At 43.3% G+C, this 13451-nt stretch carries 8 protein-coding genes; 4 read left to right on the forward strand and 4 right to left on the reverse strand.

The window, feature by feature from the left end:
* Positions 1-54 precede the first annotated feature (54 nt).
* The 3 genes from QTP81_RS09870 to QTP81_RS09880 are packed head-to-tail and all read left to right on the forward strand — an operon-like array spanning position 55 to position 2033.
* On the forward strand, positions 55-708 hold the full coding sequence (locus tag QTP81_RS09870; protein WP_289365186.1) for a phage tail protein: 654 nt from the start codon (positions 55-57) through the stop codon (positions 706-708).
* A gap of 25 nt (positions 709-733) precedes the next feature.
* Positions 734-1381 carry a phage tail protein gene (locus tag QTP81_RS09875; protein ID WP_289365187.1) on the forward strand — a complete coding sequence of 216 codons (648 nt, stop codon included), beginning with the start codon at positions 734-736 and terminating at the stop codon, positions 1379-1381.
* Between the two features lie 13 nt (positions 1382-1394).
* The gene (locus QTP81_RS09880) at positions 1395-2033 is read left to right on the forward strand and encodes a phage tail protein (protein WP_289365188.1); all 639 of its coding nucleotides are present in this window, start codon (positions 1395-1397) and stop codon (positions 2031-2033) included.
* Between the two features lie 154 nt (positions 2034-2187).
* Here the strand turns inward: QTP81_RS09880 and QTP81_RS09885 are convergent, their stop codons facing one another.
* The 3 genes from QTP81_RS09885 to QTP81_RS09895 all read right to left on the reverse strand — a co-directional run bounded on the left by QTP81_RS09885 (position 2188) and on the right by QTP81_RS09895 (position 12156).
* A complete protein-coding gene (locus QTP81_RS09885) occupies positions 2188-5334 on the reverse strand; it encodes a hypothetical protein (RefSeq protein ID WP_289365189.1) in 3147 nt (1048 codons plus the stop codon).
* A 12-nt stretch (positions 5335-5346) separates the two neighbouring features.
* The gene (locus QTP81_RS09890; protein WP_289365190.1) at positions 5347-8583 is read right to left on the reverse strand and encodes a toll/interleukin-1 receptor domain-containing protein; all 3237 of its coding nucleotides are present in this window, start codon (positions 8581-8583) and stop codon (positions 5347-5349) included.
* A 249-nt stretch (positions 8584-8832) separates the two neighbouring features.
* The gene (locus QTP81_RS09895; protein WP_289365192.1) at positions 8833-12156 is read right to left on the reverse strand and encodes an Ig-like domain-containing protein; all 3324 of its coding nucleotides are present in this window, start codon (positions 12154-12156) and stop codon (positions 8833-8835) included.
* A 418-nt stretch (positions 12157-12574) separates the two neighbouring features.
* On the opposite strand from QTP81_RS09895, the gene QTP81_RS09900 reads away from it, so the two are divergent.
* A complete protein-coding gene (locus QTP81_RS09900; RefSeq protein ID WP_289365193.1) occupies positions 12575-12811 on the forward strand; it encodes a hypothetical protein in 237 nt (78 codons plus the stop codon).
* A 264-nt stretch (positions 12812-13075) separates the two neighbouring features.
* Here the strand turns inward: QTP81_RS09900 and QTP81_RS09905 are convergent, their stop codons facing one another.
* Positions 13076-13429, reverse strand: a complete 354-nt coding sequence (locus QTP81_RS09905) for a DUF805 domain-containing protein (protein ID WP_289365194.1) — start codon at positions 13427-13429, stop codon at positions 13076-13078.
* Positions 13430-13451: the final 22 nt, after the last annotated feature.

Here is a 13451-nt window from a genome sequence, read left to right on the forward strand (position 1 = left end):
AGCTGTGTTTCAGTCTGTTGTTACCGACCGTACAAGCACGTTAAGGATCTAAAAATGACATATAAAGCTAAGACTAAGCAGTGGTTAGCGGCCAGCTTAGGGATCGTATTTTTCTGTATGGGCTATGCCCCAAAAACCTATGCGGGTTCAGACCCATTAGTAGGCGATATCATGCTATTTGGTGGCAATTTCTGCCCACGCGGATGGGCCGACGCCAATGGTGCATTGCTTGCAATTTCATCAAATAATGCCTTGTTTTCGCTGTATGGCACTACGTATGGTGGTGACGGGCGAACAACTTTTGCCCTGCCCGACTTGCGAAGCCGAGTACCTTTAGGCCAAGGGAATGGGCCAGGATTAACAGATCGTCGCCTTGGTTCCAAATCAGGAAGCGAGCGATTAATCATTACTGCTAATAACCTTGGTGGGCATACTCATGTAGCAACCACTGCCTCAACGCTTAATGCGTCTAGCTTACCGGGTACCACGTCAGATCCGAGTGGTAACTCGCTCGCCGATGACGCGGGTGAAATTATTTACAATGGTTCCGCAACCCCAGATACAACCATGGCTAGCAACGCCGCCACATCCTCTACAGTTGTTAGTGTTAGTGGTAATGGCAGCAGTACTTCGCCTAGCGGCCAGCAACCGTATATCACAATGCGTTATTGTGTTGCGTTATTTGGTGTTTATCCCGCTCGGAACTGAGTCAGCGATACAAATGGAGATTAAAATGAAACTAAATAAACAATTTATGCCAAGTATAAAATTCTTCTTGCTGGCGACGGTGCTGAATGTATTTACCCCTTCACAGGCATTAGCGGATCAGCCCTTAATTGGAGAGTTGCGCCAGTTTCCCTATACGTTTTGCCCTCGTAGCTGGGCTGAAGCAGACGGTAGACTATTACCTATAGCGCAATACACTGCGCTATTTTCGATTTTTGGTACTATGTATGGTGGTGATGGTCGAACTACGTTTGGGTTACCTAATATACAAGCACGCACCGTTAAAGGCGAAGGCCAAGGGCCTGGTTTGTCTCGCTACCTGCAAGGACAAACTGGCGGAACTGAAACCATGGTACTCAGCGCAATTGATATCCCAAGTCACACGCATAGTGCAACAACAACAACCTCGATCAACGTATCAACACTGTTAGCCGACACCCAAGTGCCTACCGACGCATTATTGGCGGATGATGCAGGTGATCGCATATACACACAACGCGCCCCGAATGACACTATGTCAGCAGGCTCGATAACTTCTACTACGGTTGTTGAGCCCAACACCGTAGCAGGTGCCAACGACTTTGTTCGCAGACAACCCTACATAGGTATGCGCTTTTGCGTTGCGATTCAAGGCATATTTCCATCTAGAAGCTGATTAAGGAAGACTAATGAATATCAATACAAAGAAACACCTCATCGTCGCTCCACTGTTAGCGACAACATTGATGGCCGGGATCCAGTCAAATGCGTTAGCCAATGCTGATCCTTTTATAGGTGAAATACAGATCACAGGAAATACCTTCTGCCCGCGCGGCTGGGCTGAAGCCGCTGGTCAAATATTGCCAATCAACACCAATCAAGCGCTGTTTTCGCTGTTGGGTACTACCTACGGCGGCGATGGGCGTACGAGTTTCGCACTACCCGACTATCGTGGGCGCGTGCCCGTTGGGTTGGGCTCGGTACCCGGCTCTAGCTCTATCAGACTCGGCGAAAAAGGTGGGCAAGAGACGATAACACTTACGCCTAGTAACATTCCGCAACACACGCACACTGCAACTACGACAAGCACGCTCAATGCTTCGTCAGGCCGTGGCCGCACTCCCTCACCCTTTGATGCTGTGCTAGCCGATGATGGTAACGACAATGTGTATAATTCGGAAGCACCTGATGTAGCGATGGCCGAGACCGCGGTTACTTCAACAACAACACTCGGTTCTACAGGCAATCAACCAATATACAACATGCAGCCATACACAACAGTTAGGTACTGCATCGCGTTAACGGGAACATATCCATCAAGAAGTTAAACCGGAAATTCCCTTAACCTCTATGCATAAGGCAGCCAAAGCTGCCTTTTTTCTATCGAATCCTTAAACGAAAATCAGCCTGTCTTCCGACTTGTTTTCATTTGAAGAACGTTTAGATGTAAGTACCCCATAACTATAGATGAAATCTCAAGCTTCAATTATAGGCGTACGTTTCTTGAACAACATTGTGATTTCCTGTTGTGTAGGTAATTTGATCATTACTCAAAAACAACACGTTGCTCGCAGGGACAAGATTTTTAGCCTTGTATATTACATGTCCGCTTTCTAAATCAATCACACAAGCATTAATGCCGCATGTTGCGGCAGCTTTTGCTTCGGATGGATGTAGGTTGGTGACATTAATATCTTCCATATACTCAAAGTTGAGCGGCTCTAGAGAACTTTTTATTTGAAACACCTTGCTGTCTAACCTCACATAATCTCTAGAATTATGAAACTCGATATCCTGTCGACCTGTGCCTTCGTATACCATCTCACCATTGGATATATTATAAAATTTTACCGTGAAATTGGGTATCAACTCTGTTTGCATCAGATATTTGCCACTTCGGGAAAATCGTAAAAAGCCAGCCCCCCTAAATTCATTGGGTAAAAATGAACTATCAATAGAATCATTGGCCTTGTACCAGTAAATTTTTTTGTCTTCTGAGTTAAACGCACTGTGCCAATAGAGTGCACCAGTTGGAGAAAATCCGACCTGAAACAGACTGCTTTCTTCCAATTTGCTGCTTTGAAGTAATCGTGGTGACTGTTCAGACCCTGTATGACTTTCCCAAATTTGATACAACGGCGGCTCTTGTTTATTTGTTGTTATCGTCAAAGCGCGTTGCGATTCAGCATGCTCAATATGATAAAGAACGTCGACTCCTCTGCCCTTGAATAGCGCATCAGTTTTTGCACTTGCCCAAGCAAAATTGTCACTTTCCCAATTAAAGGCAAATTCATTGTCATTAATAAAAATCCCTTTGCGCATGAAGTTTCCTGTGATCAAAGCATGCGCTTGCAAGTGATCAATAATACTCTCATTAACTGCTGGGACATTGTCGTTGACTTCTAAGACATTCATTCTTAGGTCAAATGGATTCTGTTGCGTACCAGCAGTCACACTGCTGCATTGTCCGAAGAATTCATTAAACGTCTCTACCCTTGATGAGATTAAAAACTGCTTATCAGACAAACCAATTATCCGCCCGAAACATTGCCCATCAAGCTGATGGCTATAATTCACTTGGTCTCCACGCCAATCAATGACACTTACGTTTCCACCTGACGCTTCATTACTCAACACAAGCGTATACAATGTTGTATTAACAGCCTCTGATATTTTACCCCTTACGACGTGGTTAGACTGTGGTGAATATCCGAGAATATCGTAAACCTTCCACACTTTTTTATCCGCTAAACAATGCAACCTACCGGTATGATCTATCCTATGTGACTCAACACACTGCGTAGGAATTGCTACTAAATCAGTACCTTTTTGAGGCTCTACACGCGCAATTTGCTGTGGGTCGTTTTGGATATAGAGCTGGGGTAACTTGGATTGAATACCGTAGTGCCAGCGGTTATTCCTTCTTAGCCAACGAACGTGTGTGGTATTAAAATCTACGTTAACCAAGCCGTAATACATATCTTCGTGGTTCTCACCCACAAATATTGATTGGGCTAAATCGACTGCTTTGAACAAACTGATATTGTCGAAACGAGTCGTTGAGAGATCTCTGGTATTCAAAATTTCTACATAATCTATTTGGTCTTGGTCAATACCTTCTGATTTATTAATCAGCAGGTACTTTAAGCTTTCATCTGTAAACCTTATAGACGTTACATTTTGCAAACTCGTTAACGCCTGCCACTTATTATCTTTCATATGCCAAGCTATCAACGCATTTGACTGGGGATCGGTAAAAAACATAAATGGCAATTGAGGATCAAACCAAACATCGGACTCGACATTCTTAAACGAGTCTTGAAAACGCTTCGGCAGAAAAACCGTCGTATCGGTAGCGAAGTCCTGTAACACAACCTCTTCGCCTTTCGTGTGAATTATCCAACCATTGTTCAGTGAGTAGAGCGTTGCAGTTGAAAACTCTGATTGTAAGTTGGCGAACTGGTTGTATATCGCTGACTGCTGAATGGGGAATTGCGTTAATTCACCAGTTATTAAATCAACATTAGATAATTGCCATTTCCCCTCTCCTTTTGCCAAGACAAACCAAAACCTCTCATTCGACAAACTGGCAGCGATCATTCTTCCCGGGGTGTTTCGATATGAACCCCATAAGCTGGAATAGCCAGTTACCCCTTTAATTTCGAATTTCTTAGTCGCCGTTTCCGTGTTAACGACTAATACAAACGCTTCGTCTTCTTCAACAAGTCCAGCTAGAACCATTCTGTTGGGTGAGGTCATCAAATGATCGACTAATCCTTTTTCGCTGACTAACTGACTGTTAGGAAAGGCTGCGTTTATTCTTTCTGCTAACACCTGAAAAAGACTAACCTGGTCTTGACATGCCTCGAGTGATCTTAATTGAGTGAGTACTTTTTGCGCTGAATCATATTGGGCTTGATTTACGAGTGAAAAGGCTTCACTGACTAATTGATGGCAATACTGTCTTTGTGCAGATTCTTGTTCTCTTAAATTTTGCATGTGCAATTGAATAAGAAAACCTACCACTGCTATGACGACCGCAAAAGCGACCGCCAATTGCTTCTGTTTACGTTTTTTAAGCCGTTGTTCTATATCTGCAAAACGAACCTTAAAAAGACCAGCAATGAGTTTGTGAAACGCCCTTTTTTCGCCATCTCCCGTCGCCCTTGCATCTGCGGCAATTGGCTCAAACCGCTCAGCCGACAAAATTCCATTCTTATCTACTTTATGTTTAACCTCATTGGGAAAACATTCGAGATCTGGGGGTAATCCCTTATCCGTCGCATTCGGTTCACCATCAACAATTAGGCACAATAAATTGTGGTAGCCATTTTCGGCGAGATACTCACTTAACCACCGGGAAACCTCTTTGGATTTTGGCGCATTGGGCGAGCAAACCAAAATAAGACGTTGTGACTTTAACGCCTCTTTTGCTCCTGGAGAGCCAATCGGGTAATTAAAACTTATTTTGGCACTTGTGATCCGGTCGTACCGAGTATCCGATTGCGTTTGTTTATCGGCTAATCGTTTAGGCAGTTTATATGCTAATAGTCTAGCGCTCAGCTTCTCCGCTGTGTTTTTATCGGCAGGCGCAGCAATTATAAGTAGATCTACAGATGCTTGTTTCATCGACGAAATTTCTTACTGTGGTAACCGCAACATAAGCGCCAAACGAACCAACTCCTTCCAGTCCTTGTCTGTTGGGATCGTGTACCTAAGCCCCTGTTTCGTCATTAGCCAAGCGCTCTCGGCGCCCTGATTATTTTCAACATAAATTACCATTGGGCCATAATCAAAATCAGAGCTGCCTGTTGTGCTTGGGAGCCGAAATTTTATAATGGTTTTGTTATTTTTAGTGTCCTGTACGCATAATTCACTTCCTCCGCTGAATGAATCGATAACAATGAGCCAATCATTGTGAGCAGCGTAATGATAATGTTGAGGGGGGTTCATCATGTTCTGCACACTACAACCTATTGGTACAACTTCATCTTGCGACAATCTGTTTAAATAAAGTTTATTGTCTTGCGAAAACAAAACTTGGTCGTTCATTAATAAGCTATCCGCGTAATGTAACGTGGAACCATTTTTATAGTCGAATTCAAAAGCCTCTCCTGTTGACTTATTGATGATTAAATCAATGCCTTGATTCGCAAAGAACTCCTCTCGAGAAAAATGCAGGTAATCCCCAATAGTCTTTAAAGAAGGCGGAGAAAGTGAAGAAAATGTACTCGACTCGAAATTACCTACATTCCTGATTTGTAGAGAGTCTAAATTCAACTCAAAGATCGGATATTTTTGTTTTTCAACAGACGACACAGAGCCTTGGATGTAAACTACATTCGTGTGTTCATCCTGAAAATACTTCGCCAAAGGATCTAGCTTAATATCTAGGGTTTTAGATAGGGTTGGCTCGCCGTTTTCATCAAAAACACCAATATGCATGCCCTTATCTAAAAATTGAGGTTCAAGGTATATAGGTTGTCCATTACTTTGATCGATCGTGATGTAGGGCTTCTGCGACAATAAACGCTCGGGTTGAGACTGACCATATCGATTAATCTGATATTCTTGAAATCCAGTTTCAATGATTATTTGATTGTCTAGTGGTACGAATTTATGAGCACTAGACGCCTGGCTGACACTCCAGCTAAGTTCCTTGTTTTCAAGATCTATGCTTTCTAGTTTTCGAGTCCCCATAGACTCCGTAGATATCAATGCATACCGATCTTGGTATATCCCCAACAGGTGCTTTTCATTCGTCCATTCATACTCGAGCAGAGGTTCAACTTCATTTGTATTGGGGTTAAACCAATTCAAATAATTATTACTGGTAATAATAAAGTGCTTTTCATTATTCACAGTTAAATATTCCTTAATCCATGCATCTTCAAGAATTCGAGTTGGTGAAAATGAATGGGTCAGGTGTATCGTTGAAATTGAGCCGTCATTATCGATAACGTAGCCCGTATCCTGATCAAGCCAACCACTGGCGGTTAAAATTGATCTGCTTGTGTTGTTGATTAAGTACTGGATTTCATTTTGCTCATCAATGACCATCAGCCCTTTACCTGGTTTGTTTGATATCCAGTATTTATCATCAGGTGACAGCGCATTAAGCGTCACGTACAAACCCGTATTTTCCGACAGTGTTAACGTTTTTTCGATAGCCTGTTTTTCTATGTTTATTAGTGTATATCCGAGAAGAGCCCCCATTTGTCGATGATAGCCAAGTCTCAGAATGTTTTCGTCATTAGGGTCCAGTGATATTGACGATGGCATTTTCTCCAGTGGCAATTTGAATAGTACGGTCTTCTCTTTAGTATCAAACGCCATCAATTGAAAACTCATATCTTCTGCTTGATTCGCAATCATCAGCATAGATTTATTTGGCACAGGTAAAAGCACTGGCCCTTCATACTCCATTGATGACCCGTTTAAATAACCGGCAAAAAGAGATTTTAACGTACCCATTATATGACTACGCCACTGGAGCTTTTCGTCCTCGGCTGCAGCATTATCCCAATCGATAACGGGTGCAAACATGGCATTAGTTTCTGAATCGTAAGATTGAAAAGTGAATAGTACTCTTGACTCGGAAAATACTTCCAACAAGTAAACTTGCTGTGACCATGGCACGGGTAACTCAAGTTTCTTCTGACACGTCTTGGTGTCGATCACGTCCATCATTGTAATGGTTTTAAAATCTGCTTGAGGATTCAAATAGTGCCACTCAAGAATATGGTCATCCACTATCCAAGGCGTAGACCCCACTTGATGAATGCTTGGAAATGAATCTAGTGGTATTTCACAAACTGGATTGCCCTGTGACAGCTCAAAGCTGGCCAATTTATCTTGTTGTCTAATAACAACGTGGTTTAAAGAGTTAATCCCAATCTGAAGAATTGGACCAACATCTATATGCCACCTAATTTTTCCCTCCAGAACGTCTACCATATACAATTTATTGGTTTCATCCAGAATGAGCTTAATCTGCGATTCTTTTGTGTCGAGTGAAAATAAAATCTTCGCGTCAAGATTTAATCGCTCAACTTTGAAGGTAGGGTTACTTAATATTTTCTGTAGTGCGGCACGTGCACTTTCCGAAACGGGTCGTTCTGGATCCTCTAAATTCTTAGGTAGCGCTTGTAAAAGTGTTTTGATCGCTGAAAAATCATTCCCCTGCTCTGCCTGTTGCAAGGCTTCGACGGCTAGGGTTTCTGATTGTGCCAACAACTCGGCCTGACGTTGTTCTTGAATATTTGTATAAATAATACTTGTTACAAAAGAAATGATGGTCGCCATAATAGCCAAAGCAAAAATTCGAATACCCTTTCTTTTCTTAACAGCGGACTCCAATTCTTCTCGATCCACATTTTTTAGCGCATGGATGAGTGCAATAATCGATTGACTGGTGCGTCCAGAGGTTCTGCCGTCAACGATATGGAATATATCTGAGTTTTGTTCCTTAAGTTTAACCAACTCAGGTGCCAGACAATATGAGCTTTCTTGTGCCGAATCGTCTATCTGTCCATCGATTAAAAACGCGATGATCTTTTTACCCGGCGAGAGCCTTTGATAGTTTTCAATTTCAGCATTGACCCAAATAGAATTTGCGGACTTCGGAGAACATAACACCAGTAATGCGTCTGAGTTTTTTAGGTTTGAGAACAACTGATCAGAGAGATCCGCAGAACCCGGCAACTCATCTCTGTCCCTAAAAATTGGGTGTAAACTATTTGTGGTTAAATTGTATTTGCTACAAATAGATCTTGGAAACCGAAAGGATTCTAAGTTTTTATGAACCCAATTGCTCCATTTATCATCGGCGTGACTGTAACTCAAAAACGCGTGATAACGCACTTGATTTTTATCCATTTTAAACCGTTTCCTAGTTTCACAATGCGAGACATTGAATGCAGATATATGACCCAAGTGTAGTCATCAAATACTGCAAATTGAAATAAATCGAAAACAGCGAGAATGGCGCGCCCCACTTCGCCGTTATTTGAGATGAAAGTTAAACAAGCAGCAACAAAAAACCCGGCAATGAGTCATCACTGCCGGGCTTGTTATTAACTTAGCTGTGCTTTAACTAGGTTATAGGGCTAACACATTAGCCTGTGCTTAAGGCTGAGTAACTAACTCCACCCAGTTTTTCATCACGCCAACGCTACAGCCATGTTTCAAGTGACCTTTACCCAGCCCTTGTTGCTCTACGATCTGTTCACATGAACAACCCGCAGTTTCAGCAATGCTAAAGCTCTGCTTAGCCTTACCTTTAGTATCAAACCAAGTGTCGCCATCGAGTAAAGCGAAATGATTCGGTTTCAAGCCTTTCTCAGGCGCTTTTTCAGGCAACGATGTTGCGGCGCACATGTCTAATGTATCGATAACGCTGTCGTTATCTGAATCCATTTGAATGTATACCACTAAGCCATCATGGTCTGACGTGCGCAGTGCGTTTTCGTCATTATTGACTAAGTTAGCTGGAGAATCTGCATTGCCACGCGCATACTCAAAATCAGTCACTAAGGTACTAAGGTTCGTTGTGGTCAAGGCATGATCAAGCACTTGCGCACTACCACCAAACACGAATGAATACTGCTCTTCAGCCGAGATTTCATTCACCTGATTAGTCAGAGCCGGGAAGACCGGACTTGGCTGCCAGAGCAAGTTGTCATTCTCTACCGCAGTACCTGCAATATGACCAACCACATCGACGTAGCCGTCAGTGAATTGGTAGGCATTAAAGTCACCAGTAACAATTAAGTTTACATCCGGATCGTTAGTCTGAATGTCCTGTACGATTTCCGCTACGAATTGGGCTTGTTGCAGACGCTTGTTACGGACACGATCACTGCTATCAACGCGACTTAGTGAGCGATTGTGAACAACTAATACCTGTACTGGGAAATCACTACCATTTTCAACGACTCGACCTTTGAACAACAATGGTGGGCGGTCGTTTAGAAGTGAGCCATCGTATTCAAAAATGGTGTCTTTGCCGTACTGTACAACGTCATCCATTTCCACGTAGCTACGCACTAAGAAACCAACATCAATTCCACCAATGTCGTTGCCTTCTTCAAGATACGCAGTGTAGTTAATCGATGGGTAATCATTGTTGATTTGCTCAGCGATAGTATTGAGAACTTCAAGGCTTTCAACTTCACTGACCGCAAGAATATCTGGCGCATTCATAACTTCTCGTACAAATTGAGAAATCTTACGTAAACGCTCAGCATAAACGCTTGGGATCTGTGAAGGACGGAACATATTTAATGCACCAACTGTCATTTCGCCAGCCGCTTTTGTCCGCACAGACGATAGTAGATCAGGAGTTTCACCCACTGTTAGCTCGAGCGGCCAAACTTGGTAATCACCGAATGAATAACCAAGCGGGCCTGTTGCACTGACACGCTGACCAGCAAACAAGCTTTGATTAGCCAACAGCAAACCATCTGGATTTAATTCAAAGATCTCTGGGTTACCATCCCATACAGGTAAGCCCGCAATTCCCGGGTATTCAATACCTGGTTCGCGGAATGCTCGTGTATCACCAGCTACAACTGCGGTATCACCGAAGCGATCCGTTGCTGCTGAAGCAATCCCGTCGAAACTTACGATCATACCTTCGAAGCGCTCTAACTCATTGTCAGGCTGAGGCTGTATCCGTGATGGTGTGTTTTCGTCGAACACAACTACCGGCGGCAATGCATTACCATTACTAACAACTGTGACTTGTGTGCCGTTGCTAAATTCAGTGAAGTCAAAAAACTCAATCACTTGACCAACAACGTTAACCTCGTCTCCTACCATTACGCTGGGTGCAGCATTCGTAAATACGAAAATACCATCTGAGGTTTCTACGTTATTATCACTGCGTGACACTGGCGTTTGCATAAAGAAGCCATTGGTATCAACCGCAGTAACGATGTTGCCCAATGACTTAACGAACGCACCTTCAAACGGCGACTGCATACCCGCACTTTGAATATCAAAGATCTCAACCACAGGCACGTTACTAACACCTGGAGTTGCGGTTTGTTGCAAGTAGTTTGCGGTATCAAGCGCTGCGCCACCATCAGGCACGCGCGCATTAGCATGATTATCTTTATCGCCGGCACCACCTTCGTTTTGTTGTGCTTGTCCGGGGGTTAAAACCGCCAATAAGCCATTGTCGTCTGAATCAAAGGTGTCATAGACCAGCGCATCGACCAAGCTGATGCCGGTGACCGGTGTATCATTGCCAAAATCGACTGCGTTGCCCGCAAATACGGCCACTGCATCCGCGCCGTTTTGTAAGCTGTTATTAGGAACAACAATACTAGGTAACGGTGTTACAGATGCATTGCCGATAAGGAAAAAACCATCTGAATCAGTAGTGAAACCGTCTAGGTCAATCGCATTGCCATACGATGCATCATCGGAGCCGTTGAAAAATACGACAACTAACCCGTCTAAAGCGGTATTACCCGCGCCGCCGTCATACAGTTCGATAAACTCTAGCGTGTCTGAGCCTGCGGTATCAGCATCAACTTCGTTGATGCGAATTGGAGAGTCAACCTGTGTTCCAAATCGGAAAGAATAGTCGCTCTCCATAAAGTCTGGACCATCATTCAAATCTAAATCATTCACCAAACTCGCAACAACATTAACATCACAGACTTCATTGGCCTGTAATTCGTTGTCGAGAACTAAAGTAAAATGCTGCGAACCACCTTCAACAGATGCAGTCTGCGTGCCACTGATTGAGCACTCAATTGAGAACCAGTTGCCTTGTACATTGACCGACTCGCTGAAACTAATATCAACGCTTGCATTTAGCGCAACGGCGCCTGTGTTGTCTGCAGGGCTTGTGTTAATCACTACTGGCGCAGTATCAACCGCAGGACCACCACCGCCAAAGATTTGATCGGTATTAACGCTTCCAAATGATTCGTTTGCTGGCGCTTGCCAGACGAAGTCATCGTATTCACTACCAGTACCCACTAGTTGCAACGAGAAACCTACGGGTGTAGAGCTAGTCTCGGCTACGCCGATATCAATACTTGTCATGCCGGCTGCTGGGCCGCTAGCCGCGGTGAAAGAGCCTTCATAGCTTAAAAACTGGCTGACTGTTCCGGTATTGTCGATTAGAGCAAAACCGTCGGGTGAACCATTTTGAATACCAGAGATGGCAAATTCAACCGTACCAAAACCATCTTGTTGGTTCGGGATGACGCCGCTTAAATCTACAGTTCGGTATACGCGCAATTGGCTGCTTGAGCCGTTGTATAATGCTAAAGACATACCACTTAAATCGGTGCCTGCGGGACCGGCAATTTCGATTCCTTCGCCAGAATCACTGCCCGAATTATCGTAGTGGATTTCGTTGATGAACACGTCTGTCGCCAGTACAGCTGAAGAGCTAAATAGCGCCAGCCAGGCCGTGTGTGCCAGTTTCATGTAAACTCCTTTTAGGTATGTGTCGGTAGGCCGACATCTTTTTACAGTGTTTATATTACGTTTTAATGATCTAAGACTTTCTATGAAAGCGTGGCGCCGACGAAGCAAGAATTACGCCCAAATAAAAAAGCGCTATAAAACATGGGATTGATGATTTCAGATTCAGAGATTCAACAAAAGCGTAAAAAAACCTGACGCTCAACTGGTTGATTTTTGTACTATTTTAAGGGACTGGGCGTGAGCTTTCGAAATACACTTGGATAAGTATTTTCTCAATTGCTAAACGACACGCGAGTGTTTTCTATACCAATGGTAGAGGTACTCAATGAACGTAATGCCGACATTGTTATCTGCGCAGTGATCCATTTTTGAGCATGGTGTGTATCTACTATAGCTTAGTGGTTTGGGAAAATACGTCATGAATACTTTAACAATGGCTTTCACAACGTTGTTTTTAGCATCAATTGGTTATTTTATTCTGCTCATGGGTAGCGAAAACTGGCTGTATTTTATTGTTTTACCGCCTCTTTTCTTTGGCTTATTTATGATGCTTGCAGCCCGAATTCCTCGAACTAAAGAAGAACATAATGCTACCTACGAAAAGTGCTTAAAATCACCTTCTAGTAACCAGAATCGTCATTATCAAAATCGCTGAGTTTTTCACTCGAAGACACGTCAGAGTCCAGTGACTGTAGTGTTGTTTTTTATGATCACAGACTTCTTAAAATGACGAAAGAAAAGCATCTAACCAAACTGAATCAAAATCCATAACATCCACTCGGCATCAACTAGTACTTTTCAGCACCCGAAGTACACAAGTTTGATTGGTAGTGGTTAGATTTATATCTACGGGTAGCAGAGACAAGCGAGGTAACTTAGCTGCTCAGCAGCTACGCCTGAGCAGCTTTGTGCAGCTAAATTAAGCAGCTACTGCTTTTGGATTGGCACCGTGCTGGTTGTCACCTTCATCGCTGTCTTGAACGAAGAAGATAATTAACACAATTGGCCCAATAATGGGGATTAAACCAATTAACATCCACCACCCTGTTCTACCAGTATCGTGTAAGCGACGCACACCTACAGCAATCGCTGGTATCAAGATAGCTAAGCTGTAAATAGCGCCAACAATACCCGGACTTCCCATCAAACCTTCTACAAACCCGAGTGCAAAGGCGATAATGAAGTTGAATAGAAAGAACATCCAATATTCTTTACGTCGCGCTCTCCCACTAAATACAGCGTATTTTTTCAGTACGGCAATATACCATTCCATTTTGTTTCTCCTGGCCCCTACT

Source organism: Neoalteromonas arenosi (genome assembly GCF_030362855.1).
In the GTDB taxonomy this organism is placed as follows: Bacteria; Pseudomonadota; Gammaproteobacteria; order Enterobacterales; family Alteromonadaceae; genus Alteromonas_E; species Alteromonas_E arenosi.

Excerpts from the sequence above, each read along its gene's own strand:
- QTP81_RS09880 (WP_289365188.1), top strand. The coding sequence starts at position 1,395 with ATGAATATCAATACAAAGAAACACCTCATCGTCGCTCCACTGTTAGCG.
- QTP81_RS09895 (WP_289365192.1), bottom strand. The coding sequence starts at position 12,156 with ATGAAACTGGCACACACGGCCTGGCTGGCGCTATTTAGCTCTTCAGCT.
- QTP81_RS09885 (WP_289365189.1), bottom strand. The coding sequence starts at position 5,334 with ATGAAACAAGCATCTGTAGATCTACTTATAATTGCTGCGCCTGCCGAT.
- QTP81_RS09870 (WP_289365186.1), top strand. The coding sequence starts at position 55 with ATGACATATAAAGCTAAGACTAAGCAGTGGTTAGCGGCCAGCTTAGGG.
- QTP81_RS09900 (WP_289365193.1), top strand. The coding sequence starts at position 12,575 with ATGAATACTTTAACAATGGCTTTCACAACGTTGTTTTTAGCATCAATT.
- QTP81_RS09890 (WP_289365190.1), bottom strand. The coding sequence starts at position 8,583 with ATGGATAAAAATCAAGTGCGTTATCACGCGTTTTTGAGTTACAGTCAC.
- QTP81_RS09905 (WP_289365194.1), bottom strand. The coding sequence starts at position 13,429 with ATGGAATGGTATATTGCCGTACTGAAAAAATACGCTGTATTTAGTGGG.
- QTP81_RS09875 (WP_289365187.1), top strand. The coding sequence starts at position 734 with ATGAAACTAAATAAACAATTTATGCCAAGTATAAAATTCTTCTTGCTG.